Origin of the sequence: Paraferrimonas sp. SM1919 (assembly GCF_010993985.1) — a bacterium.
Taxonomy (GTDB): domain Bacteria; phylum Pseudomonadota; class Gammaproteobacteria; order Enterobacterales; family Shewanellaceae; genus SM1919.
The window spans coordinates 1-26130 of the sequence record NZ_WINH01000009.1; the positions used below are offsets into that span (position 1 = coordinate 1).

The following is a 26130-nucleotide window of genomic DNA, read 5'->3' on the forward strand; positions in this document are numbered from 1 at the left end:
GTGATAATAAGGAGTATCTTCAACTGAAATTAACGTACTACGGGGTCTAGGCATAACAACCTCCTACAACTCGCTATAAAACAAGTTTAGTAGGAGGCTGAAAAAACAACAATTAACTATGCCTGTCCATATGTATCGTGGCTACTGACATAAAGCAGCCTTTTAGTTGGTTTGTGGAATAAAATTACCCGCGCACCCTCGATATGTTTTCTTCGAATGTCTAATGACCATATTTTAGCGGCCACATCTTCAGAATTTGAAGCAACCGACTCACCAAAACACTCACTCATATTTCCTTCGCTAGCTACGAGTTTCCTTGCTCTCTTAAATATATCGTTCTCTTCAGGGCCATATACCCATTCATCTTCTCGCGGATTTTGAAATTCAAATTTCTCGAGTTGAATACAATAATACTCGAGATGATCTCCTTGGAAATTAGAGCCTGAATCAAAGCTATAAATAAGATCATACTCCTGATCCGTTACAAGATTTCCGTGATTTAGTGCGAAAACATACGGATTTATGAGGCTTCTATCACTTTTGTAGAAATGAAGCCATAGAGAAGCAATAATCGCTATTACAACAATAGCGAATGAAATTGCCGAAGCTACTTTATATGCAATCTTGAATATCTTCATAAATTCGAATAGCAAACTTAACAGCTTATTAAGCGGAAGCTCGATAGACTTCCGCGCAAAAATTTAACTTACAAATAATATGTCATTTTAAGCTACTAAAATAAAGGTTGCTTTTTATACCGTTAGATAAATGTATAACTGGTTATTGAATGTCTGCCTTTCCACCTTTAACTGCTGGTCATGTTACAAATCCTCTATAGATAGAGTCCCATACTTCCCTGTAACTTGCTCTATAAGAAAGCCAAGAAACGAAAAGTAGTCTCCGGCTCTGTGGACGATAAATCCATTTTCAGTTATAGATATTTCAAATGACATTTGATTTGATTCAAATTCTGATACAAGCCAAACGCTGTTGTTTTTTGAGTAAGTAGTTCCCTCACATAAACAATCTAAAAACACAGCTAAACTGTCGCTATCAGAATATTGAAATTTAATTGATTGAGCTAAACCCATAGGTTTTCCTTTGTTCCCTCACCCCATTGATTCGAGATTGCTATCTAAGCTTGTTATAAGCTTTTAGGGGAAGTGTTTATATTAATCCAGATATACTCAATCACTTTATAAATAATAACCACAAATAGCTGCAATATGAAAGTCAATGGTGGAATATAGAAAATCATACCAAATACAACAAAACCAGCATCATCTATATTGGGTTCTAAAAAATATCCAATCATTATCGCTGCAATTAGCGCCGACGGTATTAGCAATAGGAGCGACAGTAATCGTTGTTTCCGTTTAAACCAGAACCAAGCCGGCCAAAAAAACAGAAATATAGAAATAAAAGGTATGCAAAAGAGTAGAAATCCGATCATGAGTAAACCTTATAACAGCTTACCACGCGGAAGCTCGATAATCTTCCGCGTGAAATTTAACTTACAAATAATATGTCATTTTAAGCTGTTGAAATAAAGTACAAATTTCTCACCAAGATAAGAAAAACTGAAAACTATACTCGGCAAAAACGAGACCGTGGATGTAGGGTTTCCCTACATCCCTTGGCTACATTGAGGTTAATCAGTGACTTAGCTAAATTTTGGAAGATTATCGAGCCTTCAAAAAGTCTATTTTGGCTCTGTTTGTCACCAATTAATCAAGTGAACAGTTATACCTGTATAAATACTTAGTGGTTTTTAACCAATGATGGACTGAGTTTGAAACTCATTTGGGGGCAAAAGCTTGTCAGAGGTATCGGCTTTGATAACGAATTGTTACTCAATTCCACCCTCATTTTGTCCGAGGTTTTATGGGAAATATATCGTATGAAATGACAGGATGTCATGAAAGTGCAGTTGAGCCATGGATGGCGTTTCTGCACGTTAGATAAATATTTTCCAGAAAAGCTTGGTTAGACAAAATGCGGTGTGCTGCGGGGGAGTCCACAAAATTGTCTGGAACAATTTTGAACCGCTTTAGCGGGCCCGTAGGGTGAAAGGCAGGATGCCTGAAATATTGGGGGCGCAGCCGCTCCCTTCTGGGTGCTGTCGGCACCCCGACAAGTTGATGATCTAAACTAGAACAGTAGCGCAATAGTAAAAAATAGAGCTGATTGAAACGATAAGAAATTTAGATAGCTAAGCGCCAGCTTAAGAAAAAAAGCCTATTCGTCTACCTTCTTAATCACCTTCGCTGGCACTCCTGCTACTACCACACCTGCTGGTACATCTTTGGTTACGACGGCACCGGCGGCAACCACCGAACCTTTGCCTACGGTCACCCCTGGGGTGATTACGGCACTGCCGCCAATCCATACATCATCTTCAATGGTGATGGCTTCAGCCCAAGTTTGGTATTCGCGCCTGTCGGCAGGATTTACGGGATGATTAGCGGTATAGAACTGGGCGTTTGGGCCAATCAAAACGTGATCGCCTAGGGTAATCGGCGCGCAATCTAGCATCACCACATTGACGTTAATAAAGCCGTTTTTACCCATGTGAATATTACAACCAAATTCACACTGGAACGGGGGCTTAATGCGAGTACCCTCGCCTACACTGCCTAAAATATCAGGCAAATACGGCTGGGCAGGCTCCATACCTGGGGAGTGATTAAACTTAAGTAATATTGAAGATACTTTGTCCCTTAATTCACATAAGTAAGGGTCAATAGGGTTGTAGTTTTTACCTGAAACCATCAACTCAAAGTCTTGGCTCATCCTCAGTCCTTGAAACAATCTTGTTAAATTAAGCCCTATTATCCATTACCAGGCCTTTGCTATAAATAACCACTTAGGGCTTGAATTGATTAGGGTTCAAGCTGCTTAATAATTTTTGCTGGGCTGCCACCCACCACTACATCGGGCGGCACATCTTTGGTAACAACGGCACCAGCGGCAACCACCGAGCGCGCCCCTATGGTGACCCCTTGGTTAATAATGGCGCCACCACCAATCCACACATCGTCTTCAATGGTAATGGGCTTACAAAACGTTTGCCATGAGCGCCTAGCAAGGTGGTTAATATCGTGGGAAGCGGTATACAGCTGCACGGCAGGGCCTATCATCACGTGATCACCCATGGTGACCTTGGCGCCATCTAAAATCACTACGTTGACGTTAATGAAACAATGGTCGCCCATTTCAATATGGCAACCAAACTCACAACTTAGGGGCGGCTTTACTAGGCAGTCTTGGCCAACTTTAGCAAACAGCTGCTTAATAATGTTTTGGGCACGCCCCAGATCCGCACTGTGATTAAACTTAAGCAATTCATCACTGGCATGGGCCCGTAAACTGTCAATATAGGGATCATCACCTTGATAGCTCTGTCCGGCCAACATGCGTTCATACTCGACTCGGGGCTGTTTATCTTGCATTATATTGCCGCCTTAGGGCTGCGAATTGCCTCAACCATGGATGCCACTTCTGCCGGCACTTTGTTGGTGACTTTAGATACCAGTATCGCCACCGCAAAGTTAATCAACATGGCAATAAAACCAATGCCCTCTGGCGATACCCCAAACCACCAATGCTCGCTATTGTTTGACTCTGGTGCATAAAACTTAAAGTAACCAATATAGCTCATACAAAAGCCTAGACCAGTTAACATGCCAGCAATGGCGCCCTCTTTAGTAATCGATTTAGAGAAAATGCCCATCACAATGGCTGGAAACAGTGACGCTGCTGCCAAACCAAAGGCAATGGCCACTACTGCTGCAACAAAGCCTGGGGGATGAATAGCAAAATAACTGGCCATTAATATGCCCACTGCCGCAGCAATACGGGCATAGCCAAGCTCTTGCCTATCGCTAATATTAGGCATCAGGTTTTTCTTTAATAAGTCGTGGGATATCGAGGTCGAGATCACCAGCAATAACCCTGCCGAGGTGGACAGTGCTGCGGCCAAACCACCGGCAGCAACCAAAGCAATCACCCAGGCCGGCAAGTTAGTAATTTCAGGGGTGGCCAGTACCATAATGTCCCTGTCTATGGTCATCTCATTACGTTCATCGCCGCTGTAGAACAGCTTGTTATCGTTATTGTTGTCTTGCCATTTGATTAGACCGGTTTGTTGCCAGTTTTCAATCCATGCTGGGGCTTGCTCGGCAGCCACGCCATTGCCTTCAGGGCCATTAATGGCATTAATGGTGTTTACCCTTGAGAACGCCGCCAACGCTGGAATGGTGCTGTACATCACCACAATAAAAATTAAGGTCCACATAGCCGAAGTACGGGCGTCTTTCATTTTAGGCACAGTAAAAAAGCGCACAATCACATGGGGCAAGCCTGCGGTACCAAACATTAATGCAGCGGTAATGCACACCACATCAAAGGTGGCCTTGGAGCCTTGGGTATATTCATTAAATCCCAACTCGGTTGAAAGGCCATCTAAACGTTGCAATAAATATTGTCCGGTGCCATTCCCCATAGAATCGATAAGCTCTGCACCAAAGCCGAGCTGGGGAAAAATATGCCCCGTCATCATAATAGAGATAAAAATGGCCGGCACCATAAAGGCAAAAATCAAAATGCAATATTGGGCCACCTGGGTATAGGTAATACCTTTCATGCCCCCAAGTACGGCGTAGCAAAATACCACTGCCATGCCTATATAGACGCCAACGCTGATTTCCACTTCTAAAAAGCGGGAAAACACCACGCCCACGCCACGCATTTGCCCGGCAATATAGGTAAAACAAATAAAGATGGCGCACACCACGGCAACGGTTCGCGCTAGCCGGGAATAATACCGCTGGCCAATAAAATCAGGCACGGTATATTGGCCAAATTTACGTAGGTATGGCGCCACACATAGGGCCAGCAGCACATAGCCCCCCGTCCACCCCATGAGGTAAACCGAACCGTCGTAGCCCACAAATGAAACAATACCCGCAAGGGAAATAAACGACGCTGCACTCATCCAGTCGGCTGCGGTAGCCATACCGTTTAACACTGGTGGCACATGGCCAGAGGCCACGTAAAACTCTTTGGTTGAACGAGCCTTAGTCCACAGTGCAATACCAATATAAAGGGCGAAGGTCATGCCAACAATGAGGTAGGTGAGAGTTTTTACATCCATTTATTCGTCCTCCCCTAGGCCATATTTTTTATCCAGCTTATTCACTTGATAAACATATACCGCAATCAGCAGCACAAACACATACATGCTGCCCTGCTGGGCGAACCAAAACCCGAGTTTAAAGCCAAAGAAAGTGATGTGATTTAACTCATCCACCAAAATAATGGAGAGGCCAAAACTGACGAATGCCCACACGGCTAATAATGATAAGACCAAACGAACATTCGCTCGCCAGTATTGATTTGATTGACTCGACATTCCATTTCCCTTTGATTTCCTTATGCTTATAAGTTAATCAAGTTTGACTGCCGAGTAAATAGGTTAATTGGTCGTCAACACTAACATGGCGTGATCGCTAATAAACTGATGATTATAGGTGGGTTGCTGCTGTAGGTGTTGGTCGAGCACCTGAACTTGATAATTTGGGTTCGCGCTTAGCCAAGCCTGATTAACAAACAGCTGATCAATGGTATTGCCTTGGGTGCCAAAGTAATGGGTGGCAATATCACTTGGGTTTAAAAACTTGCTGCCTGCAAGCTTATGAAGTGGTTTTAAAAACTCTGAAGTTTGGCTGTCGTTATAGTCTCCAACTACCATGCAAGGGTGGTCAATATTGGCCATATAATCGACTAATGCTTGGGCCTCACATTGGCGAAGTTCGTCACTGACAAAGCTTCCCACTAATTGGGCGTTGGCACTGGTGTCATCTTGCTCGACCTTGGGCCTTTTCGACTTAAGATGCAGACAAATGATCTCGGTATGATTAATAGTGATGCGCACCGGCGAGCGTTCAAAGCCGGTTAAACTGGCGACTTTGTCCGCCGGAGTTTTGCTGCAAATCATATTGATGGGCTTTAAATATAAATAGCCCCACTGCAGTTCTGGATTTTGCTGCTTATAAAAATATTGATAGCCCAAAGGCTTTAATAGGGCCTTTATCGACTCAACACAAAACACCTCTTGCAGGCATAACACATCGGGGTTGGCCTGACTGATAATGCTTGCTAAGGATTCGGTTTTTAACTGCCATTGCTGCTCAGTGTAGCTATTTTCCTCATCGTAAAAGGCAAAGCCCGGAGGCGCGAAATTATAAATATTAAAACTAGCTAAACGAAATGGCGCAGAGAGAGAAAGCATAAAGCAAAATGACGATTTTTAAAATTCAAATATCACTATAACTGATTAATTCAATTGATTAAATTAAAGTTGCAATGCTAAGGTGAAATTTAATTCCTAAAGGTTAAAAGGAGATAGCCAGTTTGCAAACCAATCAATTACTGATCAATGTATTGTTGTACCTTTTTCTGCCTTTGTGGGGCATAGCAGGCTTTATCGATTGGTGCTGCCATAGAGCCACTAAGATAGAACACAACTCCGGCCTGAAAGAGTCATTAATGCATTCACTGATGGGGTTACAGATTGCCATTCCTATGGCCCTATGCTTAGTTTTCACCGTTAATGCCTTAATTTTACTTATTTGCATTATCACATTTGTTCTATAATAATTTCTAAATAAAACTTAACTATGGCAATAGTTATTGCTTTATTATCACTCCAAACCTAATGATTTATATGAAAAAATTAATTATTACAGTATTTATTTCTTTATTATCATTCCAAGCTTTTGGTTCATTTGATGAACTCAAATGGGAAGATGAGCACTTTACCTGTGAAGAGATTGCGTATGATGATAGCCTAGAAGAATATCCTAGACTTACATCTAAAGATAGGCGCGCCGCGGAAGAATATAATGAGTTTGACCGAAGAAGACGTCTTCAAGATGCTTTTCAAACAAGATCTTATGCATTGAAAGACCTTGCCTGTACAGTCAACATTATCAAAAAATATGATGAAGCTATAGCAAACAATGAGTTTACTAAAGAAGAATCAAAAGCGTTTAAAAAAATGGTTGATGGTGAAATCATCAGAAAGACAGATAATGTTGCCATTGCAGAAAAAAAGATTGTAGATGTAAAGGCACAAATTGCTGAAGGTAGAAAGAATGAGATTAATTGGTATAGTGACGTAGGATAGGAATAAAATAAAAAAGGACCCCACTTTTAGTCGGAGAAACAAAAAGGCGCTGTAGGTATTAACCTTACGGCGCCTTTATCTATTTGGTGGACCCGCTCAGACTTAAACTAGGGCCCCCCAATTATGAGTCGGATGCTCTGAGCTACGGGCTCAAGATTCTATGAAGATAGAATATGGAGATATCGATTTTCGGGGAAGCACTTCATCAAATTTAATCAATTCAAGGTTAGCTGAAGATATCAAAAAGGATTTAGTTGCATTAGTCTATTTATCACAGCAATAACCCAGACCCACTTTAAGTATCGATGGCTAAATTGTTATATTTTTGGATTTTGGCTATGGTTTGCACAATAGTGATAACTCTGTCGCTTAACGCTTTATTCCAATTGGAATGGGACATGACTTCCATCCGTTGCATAATAAGATCTTCTAACACTTTCTCATTAACAACGTCATCAGTAAGAAGCTTCATATTCCAATCAGGAAACAACCTCATTTCTAGCTCATCTGCCAAGCTATACAGGACTTGATGGCGAGGATCCTCAACAATGTTTTTTATCAGTTGCGTGATTGCTCTATCATCACCCTCAATATACTGAAAAAATTTGTTGTTTTTAAAGCATAGATAACCTGTCACACCATATTCTTGGTTGTTTTTACTTGAAGTATCCGCAAGTTGCTCTAAGGCATTGTCATCGAAGACCGCCTTACTTTCGCTGATATAGCAAACGTATCTCATGCTTATTCCTTAAACACTGTAGAGAAAGACACTTTACTATTTGTCGTGCCTGCTTACAACTTAGATCCCAATAACTAACTGGGCTACAACAATAAACTCATGGTTAATGGTTAGGCTTCCATAGCTTATTAATCACGATATTGGCACTAATGCCATGGGCAATCAGGCTAAAGATCACCGTGCAAGTCGCGATTGCGGTAATGGTGTTGGCTGATTCAATCTGACTGTTCAGTACCATAATAGTAAATACTATGCTAGCAAGCCCACGAGGCCCAAACCAGCCTAAGAACAATTGATGTGATAATGGCTCTTTAGCGCCTATCAGGGATACTACTATCGGCAACACACGGATAATGGTTAGACTTAATAATGAATACAGGATAATTTCCCAAGTGATATCTGGAATGATAAACAGTAACACCCCAGAACCAAAGGTAAACCAAGTTAGCATTGCTAAGGTTTCGGCACTGGCTTCAGCACTACTTAGGAGCTGGTAAGTCTCTTTTTTAAATAAATAACCAAACACCAGACCACCTACAAAAGCCGCGATATAACCACTGCCATGTAAACTTTGTGCTGTTGCAAATATGGCTATAACCATAGCGGTGGATCCAATATGCAACCCTAGTAAGGTTATCCACTGCTTACGATAACAATACTTGATCAAGTGTACGCCAAGGTAACTGCCTAACAGCCCAACAAGTACGCCAATACCGATCTCTTGAATCACTAAAATGGCACCAAAGCTATACACATCTTGTTGCCCCTGCCCTTTAGCAATCGCCAGCAACAATAATAATACTGGTACACAAAGGCCATCATTCAAACCACTTTCCACATTTAGCGATTCCCTTAATTTTGCCGGAACCCATTGATTTGTAATAACAGGTTTGCCTAAGGCGGCGTCAGTAGCGGCCAATACTGTTGCTGCAATGGCGGCATCAAGCCAATTAAAATCTGGGATAATATAAAAGGCCACAACGGTTCCAAGGGCGATAACCCCTGGTAACCCAATGATAAGCATCCGTACTGGCAAAACTTGATAGCGTTTTAATATAGAGAAATTGGCATGGGCCGCATCGATAAACAAAATTAACGCCAATGCCAGATCGATAATCAGATGCAATGCTTCGGTATCCGCCTCGGCATCAATTAGGTTCATGCCCAAAGGACTAAAAGCTAACCCCGCTGCCACAAATAAGATAGGCGCAGAGAGCCAACTAGCAGCTAACCTCGAAGATAATAGACTGTAAATAAAAATCAATAGAGCTATTGTTGCCAATTGTAAATACATAAGGATGCTTCCAAGTTGCCATGCCAGTTAAACTTTAACGCATTAACATTGTTTTAAAAATAAAAAACCGCGGGCATTTGCATGACCACGGTTTTTACTAAGCAATAATAATGATTAGATATCTAGTAGAAGACGAGTTGGATCTTCTAGGATTTCTTTAATGGTTACTAAGAAACCCACAGACTCTTTACCATCAACGATACGGTGATCGTAAGACAGCGCTAGGTACATCATAGGCAGAATTTCTACTTCGCCATTTACCGCCATTGGGCGGTCTTTAATGGCGTGCATGCCTAAAATCGCACTTTGTGGTGGGTTAATGATTGGCGTAGACATGAGTGAGCCAAATACACCACCGTTAGTTACCGTGAAGTTACCGCCAGTCATGTCTTCAACGCTTAGCTTACCGTCACGGCCTTTAATGGCTAGTTCACGAATTTTCTTTTCGATTTCCGCAAGACTTAGGGTGTCACAATCGCGTAAGACAGGAGTAACAAGACCGCGTGGCGTTGATACTGCAATCGATACATCGAAGTAGTTGTGGTATACGATGTCATCGCCATCAATAGAAGCGTTTACTTCAGGATAACGCTTAAGTGCTTCAGTGACCGCTTTCACATAGAAAGACATAAAACCTAGGCGGATGTCGTGTTTCTTCTCGAAAATATCTTGGTACTTCTTACGAAGCTGCATGATTGGCTTCATGTTTACTTCGTTGAAAGTAGTCAGCATCGCGGTAGAGTTTTTCGCATCTAATAGACGCTCAGCAATACGCTTACGCAGACGAGTCATTGGAACACGTTTTTGGCTGCGAGCTGGTACCGGCGCTTGAGCCTCTTCAGCTGGAGAAGATTTTGAGGCGTTCGCTAGGTGCGCTTCTACGTCTTCCTTAGTGATACGGCCACCTTTACCAGACCCTTTGATCGCTGCTGCATCAAGGTTATGCTCAGCCACTAAACGGCGAACCGCTGGACTTAGGCTGTCGTTGTCTTCTTTCGCAGCCGCTGCTGGTGCTTCGCCCTTGCTTGCCGCTTCTTCTTTAGAAACCACTGCACCCGCTACTGCACCAGGCTTAAGATGAGCAATCACTTGCTCGCCAAGTACTGTCGCACCTTCTTGCTCAAGAATATCACCCATTACACCGTCTTCTGGTGCTGGCACTTCTAGAACCACTTTATCTGTTTCAATATCAACCAGGATATCATCGCGGCTTACTGCTTGACCTGGCTGCACATGCCAAGTGGCTACTGTGGCATCCGCTACCGACTCTGGTAATACTGGTACCTTAATTTCAATACTCATGGAACCTATTCCTTTTAATTTTTTATTGTAAGCCTAATGCTTCATTCACTAGCGCTTGTTGTTGTTTGGTGTGCAATGAAGGTAAGCCTACAGCTGGAGCTGCAGAAGCCTCACGACCTGCATAAATTAATTGAGCCCCATTTGGGATAGCTATCCAGAAATGGTGCTGCGACGAATACCAAGCCCCTTGATTTTGTGGCTCTTCTTGGCACCAGACAAAGTCAGTCACATGCTGATAAGGTTCAAGAATTTTAGCCATATCCTTATGTGGGAATGGGTAAAGTTGTTCAACACGGATAATGGCGATGTGCTCAAGATTTTGTTCACGTCTTTTTTGTAATAGTTCAAAGTAGACCTTACCCGAACAGAAAACAACTTTGGTCACCTTAGTGGCATCAATTTGATCAATTTCACCAATCACGTTTTGGAAATCGCCATTCGCCAACTCTTCTAAAGAAGACGTCGCTAATGGATGACGCAGTAAGGATTTAGGTGACATCACCACAAGTGGACGACGCATTGGGCGAACCACTTGGCGACGGATCATGTGATAAACCTGAGCCGGAGTCGAAGGTACACAGACCTGCATGTTGTTATTCGCACACAACTGTAAGAAACGCTCTAAACGTGCAGACGAGTGCTCAGGACCTTGGCCTTCATAACCATGTGGTAACAACATAGTTAAGCCACATAAACGGCCCCATTTTTGCTCACCCGAAGACAAGAACTGATCGATCACGACTTGAGCACAGTTAGCAAAGTCGCCAAATTGAGCTTCCCAAATGGTTAGACCGCTTGGCTCAGCTGTCGCATAGCCATATTCATAGGCCAATACTGCCGCTTCAGAAAGTACCGAGTCCGTCAGATCTAAGCGACCTTGTTGGTCTTTAATATTACGCAGTGGGAGGTAAGTGGTGGCGTCTTCTTGGTTATGCAGTACCGCATGACGATGGAAGAAAGTACCACGACCAGAATCCTGACCAGTAATACGAATGTTCTTACCATCTTCAAGTAGCGTAGCGTAAGCCAGAGTTTCAGCAAAGCCCCAATCCGCCAGTTTTTCGCCGTTAGCCATGGCTAAACGGTCTTTGTAGATTTTGGCAACACGTGAATGAACTTTGTAACCCTCTGGGATTTCACAGGCTTTAGCCGCAAGCTCTTTAAGCTTATCAACCGAGACCTTAGATTCCCATGCATCATCCCACTCGTGTCCTAGGAACGGAGTCCAGTCTACTGAGTGCTCTTGCATTGGGCGCCACTCTTCTACTACGCAATCGCCTTTATCAAGTTGATCGCGGTAACCGTTTAATATTTCGGTTACGCTTGAAGCTGCTAAGGTGCCCTCTTCAATTAACTTATCAGCATACAGCTTACGCGGCGTAGGGTGCTTTTTGATCTTCTTGTACATTAACGGCTGAGTAGCACTTGGCTCATCAGACTCGTTATGGCCGTGGCGGCGGTAACAAACTAAGTCAATGACCACATCACGTTTGAATTCGTTGCGATAGTCCACCGCTAATTCAGCCACTAGCGCAACCGCTTCAGGATCGTCCGCATTAACGTGGAAAATCGGCGCCTGCACCATTTTAGCAATGTCAGTACAGTAAAGGGTTGAACGGGTATCAAACGGGTTCGAAGTCGTGAAACCAACTTGGTTGTTGACCACAATGCGAATTGAACCACCTACCTTAAATCCACGGGTTTGTGACATATTAAAGGTTTCTTGTACCACACCTTGACCAGCAATTGCCGAGTCACCGTGAATGGTAATTGGCAAGACTTGGGCGCCATCTGTGCAACCACGACGGTCCTGACGGGCGCGTACTGACCCCATGACTACAGGGTTGACAATTTCTAGGTGAGATGGGTTAAACGCGAGTGCTAAGTGAACATTACCGCCATCGGTGGCAAAGTCTGAGGAGAAACCTTGGTGGTACTTAACATCACCAGAGCCATCCATTTCTGCGTACTTACCAGCAAACTCATCAAACAAATCCGCTGGACGCTTTCCTAATACGTTGACCAGTACGTTCAAACGACCACGGTGAGCCATACCAATTACGGTTTCTTTGGTTCCTGTTTCGCCTGCACGGTAAATAATTTCATGCATCAAAGGAACAAGCGAGTCACCACCTTCTAAAGAGAAACGCTTTGCTCCAGGGAACTTTGCACCTAGGTATTTTTCTAAACCTTCGGCTGCATTTAAGCCCTTTAAAATGCGGGTCTTATGTTCAGTTGTGAAAGTTTTTTTGGCCAATACTCCTTCTAAACGTTGTTGGATCCAACGCTTCTCATCAGTATCGGTAATGTGCATGTACTCTGCACCAATCGACCCACAGTAGGTTTGTTTAAGGGCATCAATTAAGTCCCTTAATTTCATGGTGTCACCACCGTAAGCAAAAGAACCGGTATTAAATTCTCGGTCTAAGTCATCAGCGGTTAATTCATGAAACTCTGGAGAAAGCTCAGCTACATGAGCAGGCTTTTGTAAGGCAAGTGGGTCTAATGAAGCATGTTGATGACCACGGAAACGGTGTGCATTAATAAGCTGCAATACTTTGACTTGCTTTGCATCTTGTTCTGGATCGGACACCGTACCAGAAACCGCAAAACGATTTTCTTTAGCTAGATTACGAAAATACTCTCGCACTTTCGTGTGATTGGTATCTTTCGCCTGTAAACCTTGCGGTAATGACTCGAAAACCTGTAACCAATCTTCAGATATTGAAGAAGGGTCTTCTAAATAGGCCTCGTACATCTCTTCAACATAGGCACCATTGGCCCCTGCTAAATGTGATGAATCCAGCCAGGCTTTCATTACGCCTTCGTGCATTATGATATCCCTTATCTATTTTAATCATCCCTAACAAACAAAAAAGCCATTGCTCAAGTCAGGGCAATGGCTTAATTATTAGCGGCAATTAATGCGCTGCCCTTTTGTTTGTTTTAGGACTTTTATACTGCTCGTGACAATAGCATCGACTTAATGTGACCAATGGCTTTTGTCGGGTTTAATCCTTTAGGACAAACATTTACACAATTCATGATGCCATGACAACGGAATACGCTGTATGCATCGTCCAAATCAGCTAAACGTTCTTCAGTGGCTGTATCACGGCTATCAATTAAGAATCGATAGGCGTGCAATAGACCACTTGGCCCTACGAATTTATCAGGATTCCACCAGAATGATGGACAAGCTGTAGAACAACATGCACACATAATACACTCATACAGACCGTCAAGCTTTTCACGTTGCTCTGGTGTCTGAATGTGTTCACGGCTTGGTTGTATCTCATCGTTGATCAGATACGGCTTAATCTTTTCGTACTGTTTGTAGAACTGACTCAAGTCAACGACTAAATCGCGAATTACAGGCATGCCTGGTAATGGGCGTATAATAATCTTTTTACCTTTAAAGGTTGAAATAGGGGTAATACATGCTAGGCCGTTAGTACCATTCATGTTCATACCATCACTACCACAAACCCCTTCACGACATGAACGTCGGAAAGATAAAGTAGAATCTTGTTCTTTTAATAAATGCAGTAAGTCTAACACCATAATGTCTGAGTTATCAGGCAGTTCAACCTGATAATCTTTCATGTATGGCTTAGTATCTAGGTCAGGGTTATAGCGATAAACCGCAACAGAAATTTTCATTTATCACTACTCCTTAGTAAGTACGCGCTTTCGGAGGGAAAGCTTCACGTGTGGTAGGTTCAAAATTCACATCACGCTTTTCCATTGAATGGTCTTGCGGGTTGTAAATGGTATGGCACAACCAATTATCATCGTCACGCTCGAGGAAATCTTCACGAGAATGCGCACCACGGGATTCGGTACGGTAGTTCGCTGCATACGCGGTCGCTAGTGCGGTTTCCATTAAGTTGTCTAGCTCAAGACACTCGATACGTTGAGTGTTGAACTCAGCAGAATTATCTGACAACTTAGCGTTGTTTAGGCGCTGACGGATTGCTTGCAGCTCTTTTAAGCCTTCAGCCATAGCCTCACCAGTACGGAATACTGAGAAGTTAAGCTGCATACATTTTTGAAGATCTTTGCGAATTTGAACTGGGCATTCACCGTCTTTATTATTTTCCCAACGGTTTAGACGTTCAAGAGCACGATTGATATCTGCTTCAGTTGCTTCTTTAGCAATAGGTTGTGCATCTAAGGTCTCACCCAGATGTTTACCCGCTGCACGGCCAAATACAACAAGATCAAGCAGAGAGTTACCGCCTAAACGGTTAGCGCCGTGTACTGATACACAAGCAATCTCACCGACAGCAAGTAAACCGTTTACATTTTTCTCGGTACCGTCTTTATCTACAGAGATAACTTGACCACTGACTTTAGTCGGTACGCCACCCATCATGTAATGACATGTTGGGATAACTGGAATCGGCTCTTCAACTGGATCAACGTGTGCAAAGGTACGAGATAGCTCACAAATACCTGGTAGGCGGCTTTCTAAAACCTCTTTACCAAGATGATCAAGCTTAAGCTTAGCGTGCGGACCCCATGGACCATCACAACCGCGACCTTCACGGATCTCATTCATAATGGCTCGGGCGACAACGTCACGACCGGCAAGATCTTTAGCATTTGGGGCATAACGCTCCATAAAGCGCTCACCATCTTTATTTAGAAGGAAACCACCTTCACCACGACAACCTTCTGTAACAAGAACACCAGCTCCAGCAATACCGGTTGGGTGGAACTGCCACATTTCCATGTCTTGGAGCTGCACACCAGCACGTACCGCCATACCAACACCGTCACCAGTGTTAATATGAGCATTAGTGGTTGAGGCGTAAATACGACCCGCACCACCGGTAGCAAGTACCGTGGCTTTCGCTTTAAAGTAAACAATTCGGCCACTTTCGATGTCAATTGCAGTCGCCCCGACGACATCACCATCTTCGTTTTTAACAAGGTCTAGTGCGTACCACTCAGAGAATACTTCTGTCTTGTTTTTAACGTTTTGCTGGTATAAACAGTGCAGTAGTGCATGACCGGTACGGTCTGCAGCCGCAGCAGTTCGTTCACCCTGCTGGGTTGGGTCAAATTCTTTTGACTGACCACCGAACGCACGTTGATAAATCTTACCATTTTCAAAACGAGAGAATGGTAGACCCATGTTTTCTAATTCTAAAACGGCTTCTGGACCAGTTTTACACATGTACTCAATGGCATCTTGGTCGCCAATGTAGTCTGAACCTTTGACGGTATCGTACATGTGCCATTCCCAGTTGTCTTTATGGGCATTACCTAATGCTACGGTAATACCACCTTGAGCAGACACTGTGTGCGAGCGCGTTGGAAATACTTTAGATAACAGCGCACAGCTCTTACCTTCTTTAGAAATTTGCAGTGCCGCGCGCATACCCGCGCCACCAGCACCAATTACAATGGCATCATATTCTAAAACTTCAATGCTCATTTAAACACCCCACACAATAGTAGTACCAGCTACTAGGTAGCTAATAGCAGCAACTACCGCAGCGAACTGTAATAAGCCGCGCAGTGCTGTATTTTTTACATAATCAGTTAGCACCTGCCAGATGCCAATCCATGCATGAATAAGCAGTGCAATAAGAGTAACTACGGTGAACACTTTCATACCAAGGTTGGCAAACAGGCTAGTCCACACTTGGTAAGTTACATCGTTAGTTAAAATAAAACCTAATACGAACAATACATAAGCGCTGATCACTAATGCACTGGCACGGATAAGAATAAAATCATGAACGCCTGAACGTCCAAAACTCGCAGCATTAGTTACCATAACCAAACTCCTACAGCGGCAGCCAGTACCACATTTAATGCGATAAACAAATTAGCAGAAAGACGACCAGACTCCATCTCTTCCCATGCGCCAGCATCCATAATTAGATGACGGATACCAACAGTTAGGTGATATAAAAGAGCTGTAATAATGCCCCATACCACAAACTTCATTAATGGGTGAGTGAAACATTCTAATAATGCGTCATAGCTTTGTTGAGAATCTAGCGACTGATTCAAAAGGAAAAGTAAAATGCCTACTGCCACAAACGTTATCACACCTGAAACACGATGTAATATCGATGCATAGGCCGTTGAAGGTAGACTCATACTTGGGATCGGTAAATCGACAGGTCTATTTTTTTTCACAATTACTGCTCACTTAAGCTCTCTCTAGAGCGTAGTTATCATTATTTGAACAGCTCCAACTAACGTTGGAGTAACAAAATTATAATTAAGTTAGATTATCATTAAGTAACTTGTGTATTATTCCTTTAAAAATAAGCTATTGCTCATATTTAAAGCAACTTTAAGTTACATAATGACAATCGCGAGTGAGTATACTCCCGCTAAAAATCAAATACAATTATCACAGATTTGAAATCGTCAAATTTTGTCAAAATAATGCTGTAGTTATGACAAAATCGTTAAATTAAAAAAAATTCATGTGTCGGTGTGATGCTTTTTTGCCCACAAAAATTTGAAATCAATCTGCAATTAGCTGTAAAGTAGCGCCAGCCAAAATTTATGGAGTTGAATTTTTATTCAACCCTGTGAGTTAAAACGACACATTAGTGAGTAAATTAAATTAATTAAAATCGCTAATGTCATAAGAAGAAGTAAGGAGAATGAAGTATGGCTGAATTAAACGCCAACTTACACCTGCCAGGGAATGATTCAATTGAACTGCCAGTTAAGCAAGGAACTGCGGGACCAGATGTAATCGACATTAGTAAATTAGGCAGTAAAGGTTACTTCACTTTTGATCCCGGCTTTTTAGCCACAGCATCTTGTGAATCTGCCATTACTTTTATCGATGGTGGTAAAGGTATTTTACTACATCGTGGTTATCCTATTGACCAACTGGCAAAAGAATCCAACTACTTGGAAGTTTGTTACGCTCTGCTATTTGGAGAGTTACCGACTAAAGAGCAATACCAAAAGTTTACCCAAACCGTACGTGAACACACCATGGTTAACGAGCAATTAGTCAGTTTCTTTCGCGGTTTCCGTCGCGATGCTCACCCAATGGCAATTATGTGTGGTGTAACGGGTGCACTTTCTGCTTTCTACCATGATTCCCTAGATGTAGCGAACCCACGTCACCGTGAAGTGGCAGCATATCGCCTAGTGGCGAAAATGCCTACAATTGCAGCAATGTCATATAAGTATTCAATTGGCCAACCATTTGTATACCCAGATAACAGCCTCAGCTACGCTGGTAATTTCCTAAAAATGATGTTCTCAGTACCCGCTGAAGAATACGTAGTTAACCCTGTTGTTGAACGTGCCATGGATCGCATCTTTACTTTACATGCCGATCACGAGCAAAACGCATCGACCTCTACCGTGCGTCTAGCGGGTTCATCTGGTGCTAACCCATTTGCTTGTATTGCAGCAGGTATTGCCTCTCTTTGGGGCCCTGCCCACGGTGGTGCTAACGAAGCGTGTCTAACCATGCTTGAAGAAATCGGCAGTGTTGATCGTATCGACGAGTATGTAGCTAAAGCGAAAGACAAAGCGGATCCTTTCCGCCTAATGGGCTTTGGTCACCGTGTATACAAAAACTTTGACCCTCGCGCCACGGTTATGCGTGAAACCTGTCATGAAGTGTTAAAAGAGCTAAACATCCAAGATCCACTGTTAGACGTAGCAATGAAACTTGAAGATATCGCGCTAAATGACCCTTACTTCATCGAGAAGAAACTATACCCGAACGTAGATTTCTACTCTGGTATTATCATGAAGGCGATTGGTATCCCAACGAGCATGTTCACGGTAATTTTTGCTCTTTCTCGTACTGTAGGCTGGGTATCGCATTGGATTGAAATGCTAGAACAACCTGGTCATAAAATTGGCCGTCCGCGCCAGCTTTACACCGGTGCAGAAAAACGCGACTACATTAATATTAACGAACGTTAATTACTGCTCGATAATGATTAAAAGCTCACCATTAGGTGAGCTTTTTTGTTGCCGCGACCACAAGTTGATTAAATGTCGCTTTCATGTCATTAAGACTTTGATTAAACTGCACTACAATTAAAACTTTAATATAAAGGGACTCCTATGAAAGTGGTCATTCCGGTTGCAGGTCTTGGTACTCGTATGCTGCCTGCTACTAAAGCAATTCCAAAAGAAATGCTTCCTATTGTTGATAAGCCTTTAATCCAATACATTATTAATGAATGTGTCAGTGCCGGCTTTAAGGAAATCGTGCTGGTTACACACGAATCTAAATCAGCTATTGAAAACCACTTTGATACCAGCTTCGAATTAGAAGCCACCCTAGAAAAGCGAGTTAAGCGCCAGCTTCTTGAAGAAGTACAATCTATCTGCCCCAAAGATACCACCATTATTCACGTTCGTCAGGGCCATGCCAAAGGCTTAGGCCATGCGGTGCTTTGTGCCCGTCCAATTGTCGGTGATGAAGCCTTCGCGGTGGTTTTGCCAGATGTTATTTTAGATGAATACACCGCTGACCAAAGTAAAGAAAATCTAGCTGCTATGAAGCAACGCTTTGAGCAAACAGCCGCCAGTCAAATTATGGTTGAGCAAGTTGCGGTTGAAGATGTATCAAAATACGGCATTGTCGATTGCGGGCAGGACACCCTAGAGCCAGGCGAACATGCTGTAATGACCCGTGTGGTCGAAAAGCCAGCGGTTGCGGATGCACCGTCTAACCTTGCGGTGGTTGGTCGCTACCTACTTTCTAAAAATATTTGGCCTTTACTTGCGAAAACACCCGTGGGTGTTGGTGATGAAATCCAATTAACCGATGCGATTGCAATGTTAATGGAGCAAGAGACTACCGAAGCATTCTGCATGAAAGGCGAATCCCATGACTGTGGTGATAAATTAGGTTACATGAAAGCCAATGTACTGTACGGCATGCGTCACCCCAAAATTGCCGAAGAATTTTCTCAATTTGTAAAAAACTTAACATAAAGAATTACTAGGAGACATTTGTGTCTGTATTTGCATTAGCACTGGGAAGTGCCACTAAAAACAAAGATGGAAAAATCATTGAAGCTTACTTCCCATCGCCAATTCATAACCCCAGCCAAGAGCTGGCGGATGCCGTTAGCCAAGTTATTGGTACCAACCAAGGCACGGTAGAAGTTTCTAAAGCACACTTAAGTGCTCTGACTGAAATTTTTATTAAAGCTGAGCTAGTTGAAGCTGCAGTATTTGCGAAAGCAGCGATTGATTCTGAACAGCCTTTTGTGGTGGTTAACTTAGCGGAAGATGTTAAGCCAACCACGGTTGCAGAGGGTTACCTGAAACTACAACTTATCTCACACCGTTTTGTTCAGCCACACGGTACCGTGCTTGATGGCATCTTTGGCTTACTGCATAACATTGCTTGGACCAACCAAGGCCCTATCGATCTACCAGAGCTAAACGACCGTCAACTTCAAGCCCGCCTAAACGGTGAAGTGCTAACGGTTGATTGTGTAGACAAGTTCCCGAAAATGGTGGATTACGTGGTGCCATCGGGCATTCGTATTGCTGATACTTCACGTGTGCGCCTGGGTGCTCACATCGCTGAAGGTACCACCATTATGCACGAAGGCTTTGTCAACTTTAACGCCGGTACTTTAGGTGTTTCTATGGTTGAAGGCCGTATCTCTGCAGGCGTTGTAGTAGGTGATGGCACTGACATCGGTGGCGGCGCATCAATTATGGGTACCCTATCTGGTGGTAACTCAGTGGTGATTTCTATGGGCGAGAAGTGTCTACTAGGCGCTAACGCAGGCCTTGGTATTCCACTAGGTGATCGTTGTACCGTAGAAGCAGGCCTATACGTCACTGGCGGCTCTAAAGTAGAAATGCTAGATGATGCCGGCAAACTGGTTGAAACCGTTAAAGCGGGCTCGCTAGCGGGCAAATCTGACCTACTGTTCCGTCGTCATTCACTCACTGGCGCGATTCAATGTCTGACCAACAAGTCAGCGATTGAATTGAATTCGGAGTTGCATAGTAATAACTAATCGAGCACGCTACTGCGTAGCTACAGTACGCTAACGCTACAGCATGGCCTTTGGCCGACACCACGCATATTGCGTGTGCTACGGTTTTAATACTCCCTGCCATTAATTTGGTTGGGAGTTTTTTTATAGCCAGAGAACAGAATACGGAGACTCTGTAATCTGTTATCCGTCACCTGTATTCAGATATAAAAAAGCCAGCATTTCTGCTGGCTTTTAAATTGAAGAAGTTAACTAAGATTAGGCTTGTTTTTGTACTAGCTCTTCTTTGCTTTCTTCAACATGGTGACCTTTGTCTTCTGCGCCGTGCATCCAGTCCACTAGCTTATCAGCCATGAAGTAAAGAATAACACCTGCCGCTACAGAGGTAATCGCAATACCCGCGAAAATACCCATTGCGTTAGCCAGTTGCTCTTCTTTAGCACCACCGTGACCAATGAATGAACCTACAATGCCACCAATCTTATTTGCTGCAGCAATAAATAGGAACCAAGCACCCATCATTAGCGACATAATGCGTAGCGGCGCCAGTTTAGTTACCATTGATAGACCAATTGGCGATAGACATAGCTCACCCATTGTATGGAAGAAGTAGGCACCGACTAGCCACCACATCGATGATTTAGCGGTAGCGTCGCCGCCCATTTCTAGTACCGCACCAATCATAAATAGGTAGCCAATAGCCAGTAATACTAAGCCTAGAGCAAATTTAACTGGAGAGTTTGGCTCATTTTTACCTAATCGCACCCATATAGAAGCAACAACTGGAGCAAAAATCACAATGAACATCGCATTTAAAGATTGAAACCAAGTTGTAGGTACTTCAGCGTAACCCGTTAACCAAACTAGAAAATCAGAGAACCAACCGGTTGTTGAGCGATCTGTAAACTCGTTAGTAAATAAGTTCATAAGACCACCAGCTTGCTCGAAGCCGGCCCAGAAAATAATCGTGAATAGACCGAGCACCATGATGGTTTTAATGCGGTCACGCTCAACTTTTGTTAAAGGCTCTTTTGATTGAGTTTGAGATTGAGCCGCCGAAAGCTTAGCTGCAGGGATAGTACCAATATCACCAAGATACTTTTTAGCAAATAAGAATTGAATGATTAAAGATACCACCATACCAACACCAGCGGCAGCAAAACCTGCCTGCCAGTTTTCAACAAACACTGTTTCACCATCAACAACCATCTCATAGCCAAATTTAGTGTAAGCCCAAGCTACAACAAAACCTGCTAAAGCAGCACCTACGTTAATTCCCATGTAGAAAATAGTAAATGCGCCGTCTCTGCGGTGGTCACCCTCTTGGTACAAATCACCAACCATTGTTGAAATGTTTGGTTTGAACAAACCGTTACCAAGGATCAGAGAGCCCAAGCCCAAATAGAAAACTGTAATTTCATGACCAGGAACCCAGGAATGCGGTGCGGCAATTAAAAATTGACCAATGGCCATTAACGCACCACCAATCATGATGGTTTTACGTTGACCTAAATAGTTATCGGCTACCCAACCACCAAGCAATGGAGTTAAATAAACTAACGCGGTAAAAGTACCGTATAAAGAAAGCGCATCAGCTGCTGTCCAACCTAAACCACTTTGTGATACCTCAGCAGTTAAGTAGAAAACAAGAATGCCTCGCATTGCGTAATAACTGAAACGTTCCCAAAGTTCTGTTGTAAACAGAAGGAACAATCCTTTCGGGTGACCAAACAAGGTTCCCTGAGGTTGTGCTGAACTCATTAATTTCCACCTTAAAAGAGTAATTTTTCTATTTTTTAATTGCGCCGCATTTTAGCGGGAATTTTTAGACCCCCTTTGTATACCGCCTTGCGGAAGTAAAAGTCAAACAAAAACCCGATATGGCTCACAGTATTCGCCCTTTGCGAGCAAAAATGCAACACACCAGCAACATGCGTAACTTTTGCGTTATAAAATTTGCAGGTGAGGCATTAGATTTTATAATCGAGGTTTTACCAGCAGCCTCTTTCTTTCAATGGCAAATCGAACAGACAATTAGGGCTTTAAATTTAGGTCCAAAATGACAGTTAATTCACCGTTTAACGACAAAACCTAAAAGCAATAGTTGTTTAAAGTAAAGGAAATAACGATAATATATTTACTTTCATCTGCTAAGTCGGTGACATGAGCGAATATTTACTTTTATTGATCAGCACAGTGCTAGTGAACAACTTTGTGCTTGTTAAGTTTTTAGGCCTTTGCCCCTTTATGGGAGTCTCTAGTAAGCTAGAGTCAGCCATTGGTATGTCAATGGCAACTACGTTTGTCCTTACGCTTGCTTCAGTGTGCAGTTACTTAGTAAACAACTATATTCTAGCGCCTCTAGAACTGACTTACTTGCGCACCATGGCATTCATATTAGTCATTGCTGTGGTGGTTCAATTTACCGAAATGATGGTTCAAAAAACGTCTGCCAATTTGTACCGCTCTTTAGGAATCTATTTACCACTTATTACCACCAACTGTGCGGTATTAGGTGTTGCCCTGTTGAACGTTAATGAACAGCATAACTTTATTGGCTCGATTATTTATGGTTTGGGGGCAGCCCTTGGCTTTTCAATGGTGTTAATTTTGTTCAGTGCCATGCGTGAGCGTTTACTGGCCGCAGATGTACCCGTTTCTTTTAAAGGTGCTGCCATTGCTATGATCACCGCTGGTCTTATGTCGCTAGCCTTTATGGGTTTTACGGGGTTAATTAAATAGTGTTATCTACCATTGTCCTTGCTATCACAGTTTTAGCCACCATCGCCTTACTTTTTGGTGGTATTTTAGGTTATGCCTCAATCAAATTTAAGGTCGAAGGCGATCCATTGGTGGAGCAACTCGATAGCTTATTACCTCAAACTCAATGTGGCCAGTGTGGCTACCCTGGTTGTAAACCCTATGCCGAAGCCATTGCTAATGGAGATGCCATTAACAAATGCCCTCCTGGTGGTGAAGCTACTATGGAAAAAATTGCTGAACTAATGGGTGTGGAGCCGCAACCGGTTGCCGCAGAGGCTAAAGATCCACAAAAGAAAGTTGCCGTCATTATTGAAGAATTGTGCATTGGTTGTACCAAATGTATTCAAGCTTGTCCGGTAGACGCCATTGTCGGCACAGGTAAGATGATGCACACGGTTATTGAGAAAGATTGTACTGGTTGTGATTTATGTGTGGCCCCATGTCCCGTTGACTGTATCGAAATGCGTCCAGTCAAAGCCACGGTCAATAACTGGGACTGGAATCTTCAGAAAATTGATATTAAAGTGGTTGAGGACGAGCGGTAATGCCCAATCTAATTGAATTTATTGACACACAGAAACTGTCAGATTTTGAAGGTGGCATCCATCCACCTGGCATGAAATCGTTGTCTAATACTACCGCTATAGAGCGGGTGCCGCTATTAAAAACTTACCATGTGCCATTAACACAGCATTTAGGCGAACAGGGTCGAGCCATCGTTAAGGTTGGCGATAAAGTATTGAAAGGCCAAGCCTTAACCCAAGCCTTAGGTCATGTTGCGCTGCCCGTGCATGCCCCTACTTCTGGCACAGTAACGGCGATTGCCCCGCGAGTGGCCACCCACGCCTCAGGGTTAAGTCAAACCATGATCACCATTGCAGCCGATGGCGAAGATAAGTGGCGACCAAGACAGTCCAGAGATGCCTTTATCGGTCTAGACAACGACACCTTGCTGGAAACCATTAAGCAAGCAGGCATTGCTGGCCTCGGCGGGGCCACCTTCCCAAGCCATGTTAAACTGGCTGGTAATGGTGTTGATTGTTTGATCATTAATGGTGTCGAGTGTGAGCCTTACATTACCTCTGATGATCGCTTAATGCGTGAACATGCCCAGGAAATTCTCATTGGTATTGAGATTGCGGCGCAAATTTTAAATCCCAAGCGTATTTTATTTGCCATTGAAGATAACAAACCAGAAGCCGTTAACGCTGTTGCCAAAGCGATCAACACATCGAATTTATCATCTCCATTGCTGCAGTTGCGAGTGATCCCAACTAAATACCCATCAGGTGGTGAAAAGCAGTTGATTGAAGTGTTAACGGGCAAACAGGTTCCCTCTAAAAAGCTACCAATTGATATTAATATGGTGGTGCATAACGTTGGTACCCTGTTCGCCATTAAGCGGGCGGTACTTAACGATGAGCCATTAATTGAGCGCGTTACTACAGTCACAGGTGAAAATGTTGCCAAACCAGGCAACTATTGGGCCTTATTAGGCACCCCTGTTGATCAGTTACTCGGGCATGCTGGCTTTAAGGCCCAACGAGGTGTCATTGTTGGCGGCCCTATGATGGGCTTCTCCCTGCCAAATGTCAGTGCGCCAATTACCAAAAGCTGCAACTGTATTATTGCTCCGACTGAACAAGAACTGCCACCTGCTCCTGCGGAAATGGACTGTATTCGCTGTGGTGAATGTGCGATCGCCTGCCCTGCTGGTCTGTTACCACAACAGCTGTTTTGGTATTCAAAAGCCGGCGAACATGACAAAGCCCGTGAATACAACATTCAAGACTGTATTGAATGTGGCGCCTGTGCCTTTGTCTGCCCTTCTGCCATCCCATTAGTAGAATACTACCGTAAAGAAAAAGCCCAGCTAAAACAAATAGATGAACAAGCAAAACAAGCGCAAATAGCAAAAGTAAAATTTGAAGCAAGGCTTGCTCGTTTAGAAGCAGAAAAACAAGCAAGGGAACAACGTCACAGAAAAGCCGCTGCGGATCGCAAGCAAACCATGAGCAGCGATCATAAGGATGCTATTGCGGCCGCATTGGCCCGCGCTAAGGCCAAAAAAGCCCCTCAAAATGAAGTTGAACCCGCACAAGAACAAGATCCTAAAAAGGCAGCAGTGGCAGCGGCATTAGCCCGTGCCAAAGCTAAAAAAGCCGCTCAAGCTGCCAGTAATGCCGTAACGGATCCAGAAAATGATGCACCGCAGGACGATAAAAAAGCGGCAGTTGCCGCCGCTATTGCCCGTGCCAAAGCTAAGAAGCTTGCTCAAAAACAAGCTGAAGAGGTTACTGACACGCCTCCGCAGGATGATAAAAAAGCCGCGGTTGCGGCAGCCATTGCCCGCGCCAAAGCCAAGAAGCTGGCGCAAAAACAAACCGTAGACTCTGCACTTAACAATAGTGATACCAATACTGAGCCTAAGGCCGAGCCAAAGGAAGCGCCAGCATTAACGGCTGAAGAGCAAAAGCAAGCTCGGGTTGCTGCCGCCGTTGCCAAAGCAAAAGCAAAAAAGCTGGCACCGCAGCAAACTTCTGAGCCAGTAGCTGAGCCTGAGGCTAAAACCGAGGCTGAGCTTACATTAACGGCTGATGAACAAAAGAAAGCCCGAGTGGCTGCCGCAGTCGCGAAAGCCAAGGCAAAAAAACTCGCACAACAAGCTGAGCAAGAATCCAGTAAGAGTAAGAGTAAGAGTAAGAGTAAGAGTAACACCAGCGACAACAACGCTGAAGCTGCAACTGAGTTAAGTCCTGAACAGCAAAAAAAAGCCCGAGTGGCTGCAGCTGTCGCGAAAGCCAAGGCAAAAAAACTCGCACAACAACAAGCCAACAATAACAATATCAAAGAGGACGAGTAA

24 protein-coding genes and 1 tRNA gene are annotated in these 26130 nt (G+C 43.5%); 8 read left to right on the top strand and 17 right to left on the bottom strand.

The genetic code is table 11. The features are described 5' to 3' along the window. Positions 1–116 precede the first annotated feature (116 nt). The 7 genes from GFB48_RS06945 to GFB48_RS06975 form a co-directional block, all read right to left on the bottom strand. Positions 117–638 (bottom strand): hypothetical protein, encoded by a 522-nt coding sequence (locus tag GFB48_RS06945; protein WP_163933103.1) that lies wholly within the window; start codon positions 636–638, stop codon positions 117–119. A 183-nt stretch (positions 639–821) separates the two neighbouring features. Further along, positions 822–1091 (bottom strand): hypothetical protein, encoded by a 270-nt coding sequence (locus tag GFB48_RS06950; RefSeq protein ID WP_163933106.1) that lies wholly within the window; start codon positions 1089–1091, stop codon positions 822–824. A gap of 1147 nt (positions 1092–2238) precedes the next feature. Then, complete coding sequence (locus tag GFB48_RS06955) at positions 2239–2793, bottom strand: sugar O-acetyltransferase (protein WP_163933109.1); 555 nt, start codon at positions 2791–2793, stop codon at positions 2239–2241. Between the two features lie 89 nt (positions 2794–2882). After that, positions 2883–3452, bottom strand: coding sequence for a sugar O-acetyltransferase (locus tag GFB48_RS06960; RefSeq protein ID WP_163933112.1), 570 nt, complete (start codon positions 3450–3452; stop codon positions 2883–2885). Then, positions 3452–5155 (bottom strand): sodium:solute symporter family protein, encoded by a 1704-nt coding sequence (locus GFB48_RS06965; protein ID WP_163933116.1) that lies wholly within the window; start codon positions 5153–5155, stop codon positions 3452–3454. Before GFB48_RS06965 ends, GFB48_RS06960 begins: the two co-directional genes overlap by 1 nt. Further along, positions 5156–5413, bottom strand: a complete 258-nt coding sequence (locus GFB48_RS06970) for a DUF4212 domain-containing protein (protein ID WP_163933118.1) — start codon at positions 5411–5413, stop codon at positions 5156–5158. It abuts the gene before it with no gap. Between the two features lie 63 nt (positions 5414–5476). Next, a complete protein-coding gene (locus tag GFB48_RS06975; protein WP_163933121.1) occupies positions 5477–6292 on the bottom strand; it encodes an endonuclease/exonuclease/phosphatase family protein in 816 nt (271 codons plus the stop codon). A gap of 122 nt (positions 6293–6414) precedes the next feature. Between GFB48_RS06975 and GFB48_RS06980 the strand changes: the two genes are divergently transcribed. Continuing rightward, entirely contained in the window at positions 6415–6657 is a 243-nt protein-coding gene (locus GFB48_RS06980) for a hypothetical protein (protein ID WP_205597695.1), read from the top strand. 70 nt (positions 6658–6727) lie between these two features. Beyond that, positions 6728–7189, top strand: a complete 462-nt coding sequence (locus GFB48_RS06985) for a hypothetical protein (RefSeq protein ID WP_163933124.1) — start codon at positions 6728–6730, stop codon at positions 7187–7189. An 84-nt stretch (positions 7190–7273) separates the two neighbouring features. On the opposite strand, the gene GFB48_RS06990 is transcribed toward GFB48_RS06985, so the two are convergent. The 9 genes from GFB48_RS06990 to sdhC form a co-directional block, all read right to left on the bottom strand. Beyond that, positions 7274–7341 (bottom strand) — tRNA-Met (locus GFB48_RS06990). 143 nt (positions 7342–7484) lie between these two features. Further along, positions 7485–7928: a BLUF domain-containing protein gene (locus tag GFB48_RS06995; RefSeq protein ID WP_163933127.1), complete on the bottom strand. Its 444-nt coding sequence runs from the start codon at positions 7926–7928 to the stop codon at positions 7485–7487. Positions 7929–8031: 103 nt separating this feature from the next. Continuing rightward, positions 8032–9222, bottom strand: a complete 1191-nt coding sequence (locus tag GFB48_RS07000) for a sodium:proton antiporter (RefSeq protein ID WP_163933130.1) — start codon at positions 9220–9222, stop codon at positions 8032–8034. Between the two features lie 114 nt (positions 9223–9336). After that, entirely contained in the window at positions 9337–10524 is a 1188-nt protein-coding gene (gene odhB, locus GFB48_RS07005; RefSeq protein WP_163933133.1) for a 2-oxoglutarate dehydrogenase complex dihydrolipoyllysine-residue succinyltransferase, read from the bottom strand. A gap of 22 nt (positions 10525–10546) precedes the next feature. Beyond that, positions 10547–13357, bottom strand: a complete 2811-nt coding sequence (sucA, locus tag GFB48_RS07010) for a 2-oxoglutarate dehydrogenase E1 component (RefSeq protein ID WP_163933136.1) — start codon at positions 13355–13357, stop codon at positions 10547–10549. A gap of 122 nt (positions 13358–13479) precedes the next feature. Next, entirely contained in the window at positions 13480–14187 is a 708-nt protein-coding gene (locus GFB48_RS07015; RefSeq protein WP_163933139.1) for a succinate dehydrogenase iron-sulfur subunit, read from the bottom strand. A 13-nt stretch (positions 14188–14200) separates the two neighbouring features. Continuing rightward, complete coding sequence (sdhA, locus tag GFB48_RS07020; RefSeq protein WP_163933141.1) at positions 14201–15970, bottom strand: succinate dehydrogenase flavoprotein subunit; 1770 nt, start codon at positions 15968–15970, stop codon at positions 14201–14203. Beyond that, complete coding sequence (gene sdhD / locus GFB48_RS07025; protein ID WP_163933144.1) at positions 15971–16315, bottom strand: succinate dehydrogenase, hydrophobic membrane anchor protein; 345 nt, start codon at positions 16313–16315, stop codon at positions 15971–15973. Continuing rightward, entirely contained in the window at positions 16309–16683 is a 375-nt protein-coding gene (gene sdhC / locus GFB48_RS07030) for a succinate dehydrogenase, cytochrome b556 subunit (protein ID WP_163933147.1), read from the bottom strand. Before sdhC ends, sdhD begins: the two co-directional genes overlap by 7 nt. A 486-nt stretch (positions 16684–17169) precedes the next feature. On the opposite strand from sdhC, the gene GFB48_RS07035 reads away from it, so the two are divergent. The 3 genes from GFB48_RS07035 to dapD all read left to right on the top strand — a co-directional run bounded on the left by GFB48_RS07035 (position 17170) and on the right by dapD (position 20525). Further along, positions 17170–18456: a citrate synthase gene (locus tag GFB48_RS07035; protein ID WP_163933150.1), complete on the top strand. Its 1287-nt coding sequence runs from the start codon at positions 17170–17172 to the stop codon at positions 18454–18456. A gap of 144 nt (positions 18457–18600) precedes the next feature. Continuing rightward, entirely contained in the window at positions 18601–19479 is an 879-nt protein-coding gene (gene galU / locus GFB48_RS07040; protein ID WP_163933153.1) for a UTP--glucose-1-phosphate uridylyltransferase GalU, read from the top strand. 20 nt (positions 19480–19499) lie between these two features. Further along, a complete protein-coding gene (gene dapD, locus GFB48_RS07045; protein ID WP_163933156.1) occupies positions 19500–20525 on the top strand; it encodes a 2,3,4,5-tetrahydropyridine-2,6-dicarboxylate N-succinyltransferase in 1026 nt (341 codons plus the stop codon). Between the two features lie 237 nt (positions 20526–20762). Here dapD and GFB48_RS07050 read toward each other — a convergent pair whose 3' ends face one another. Then, positions 20763–22265 carry a peptide MFS transporter gene (locus tag GFB48_RS07050; protein WP_163933159.1) on the bottom strand — a complete coding sequence of 501 codons (1503 nt, stop codon included), beginning with the start codon at positions 22263–22265 and terminating at the stop codon, positions 20763–20765. Positions 22266–22667: 402 nt separating this feature from the next. Between GFB48_RS07050 and rsxA the strand changes: the two genes are divergently transcribed. From rsxA to rsxC, 3 genes are read left to right on the top strand one after another with little or no spacing between them, the layout of a single operon-like run. Beyond that, the gene (gene rsxA / locus GFB48_RS07055) at positions 22668–23246 is read left to right on the top strand and encodes an electron transport complex subunit RsxA (protein ID WP_163933162.1); all 579 of its coding nucleotides are present in this window, start codon (positions 22668–22670) and stop codon (positions 23244–23246) included. Further along, positions 23246–23812 carry an electron transport complex subunit RsxB gene (gene rsxB / locus GFB48_RS07060; RefSeq protein ID WP_163933166.1) on the top strand — a complete coding sequence of 189 codons (567 nt, stop codon included), beginning with the start codon at positions 23246–23248 and terminating at the stop codon, positions 23810–23812. The genes rsxA and rsxB overlap by 1 nt, the downstream gene beginning before the upstream one ends. Further along, the gene (rsxC, locus tag GFB48_RS07065) at positions 23812–26130 is read left to right on the top strand and encodes an electron transport complex subunit RsxC (protein ID WP_163933169.1); all 2319 of its coding nucleotides are present in this window, start codon (positions 23812–23814) and stop codon (positions 26128–26130) included. The genes rsxB and rsxC overlap by 1 nt, the downstream gene beginning before the upstream one ends.

What these genes read in the sequence shown, in the direction of transcription:
- GFB48_RS06965 (WP_163933116.1), bottom strand. Translation starts at nt 5,155, where the DNA reads ATGGATGTAAAAACTCTCACCTACCTCATTGTTGGCATGACCTTCGCC.
- GFB48_RS06955 (WP_163933109.1), bottom strand. Translation starts at nt 2,793, where the DNA reads ATGAGCCAAGACTTTGAGTTGATGGTTTCAGGTAAAAACTACAACCCT.
- GFB48_RS07000 (WP_163933130.1), bottom strand. Translation starts at nt 9,222, where the DNA reads ATGTATTTACAATTGGCAACAATAGCTCTATTGATTTTTATTTACAGT.
- odhB (WP_163933133.1), bottom strand. Translation starts at nt 10,524, where the DNA reads ATGAGTATTGAAATTAAGGTACCAGTATTACCAGAGTCGGTAGCGGAT.
- GFB48_RS07015 (WP_163933139.1), bottom strand. Translation starts at nt 14,187, where the DNA reads ATGAAAATTTCTGTTGCGGTTTATCGCTATAACCCTGACCTAGATACT.
- GFB48_RS06985 (WP_163933124.1), top strand. Translation starts at nt 6,728, where the DNA reads ATGAAAAAATTAATTATTACAGTATTTATTTCTTTATTATCATTCCAA.
- GFB48_RS06945 (WP_163933103.1), bottom strand. Translation starts at nt 638, where the DNA reads ATGAAGATATTCAAGATTGCATATAAAGTAGCTTCGGCAATTTCATTC.
- rsxA (WP_163933162.1), top strand. Translation starts at nt 22,668, where the DNA reads ATGAGCGAATATTTACTTTTATTGATCAGCACAGTGCTAGTGAACAAC.
- GFB48_RS06960 (WP_163933112.1), bottom strand. Translation starts at nt 3,452, where the DNA reads ATGCAAGATAAACAGCCCCGAGTCGAGTATGAACGCATGTTGGCCGGA.
- GFB48_RS07050 (WP_163933159.1), bottom strand. Translation starts at nt 22,265, where the DNA reads ATGAGTTCAGCACAACCTCAGGGAACCTTGTTTGGTCACCCGAAAGGA.
- sdhD (WP_163933144.1), bottom strand. Translation starts at nt 16,315, where the DNA reads ATGGTAACTAATGCTGCGAGTTTTGGACGTTCAGGCGTTCATGATTTT.
- sdhA (WP_163933141.1), bottom strand. Translation starts at nt 15,970, where the DNA reads ATGAGCATTGAAGTTTTAGAATATGATGCCATTGTAATTGGTGCTGGT.
- GFB48_RS06995 (WP_163933127.1), bottom strand. Translation starts at nt 7,928, where the DNA reads ATGAGATACGTTTGCTATATCAGCGAAAGTAAGGCGGTCTTCGATGAC.
- GFB48_RS06975 (WP_163933121.1), bottom strand. Translation starts at nt 6,292, where the DNA reads ATGCTTTCTCTCTCTGCGCCATTTCGTTTAGCTAGTTTTAATATTTAT.
- GFB48_RS07035 (WP_163933150.1), top strand. Translation starts at nt 17,170, where the DNA reads ATGGCTGAATTAAACGCCAACTTACACCTGCCAGGGAATGATTCAATT.
- rsxC (WP_163933169.1), top strand. Translation starts at nt 23,812, where the DNA reads ATGCCCAATCTAATTGAATTTATTGACACACAGAAACTGTCAGATTTT.
- galU (WP_163933153.1), top strand. Translation starts at nt 18,601, where the DNA reads ATGAAAGTGGTCATTCCGGTTGCAGGTCTTGGTACTCGTATGCTGCCT.
- GFB48_RS06970 (WP_163933118.1), bottom strand. Translation starts at nt 5,413, where the DNA reads ATGTCGAGTCAATCAAATCAATACTGGCGAGCGAATGTTCGTTTGGTC.
- GFB48_RS06950 (WP_163933106.1), bottom strand. Translation starts at nt 1,091, where the DNA reads ATGGGTTTAGCTCAATCAATTAAATTTCAATATTCTGATAGCGACAGT.
- sucA (WP_163933136.1), bottom strand. Translation starts at nt 13,357, where the DNA reads ATGCACGAAGGCGTAATGAAAGCCTGGCTGGATTCATCACATTTAGCA.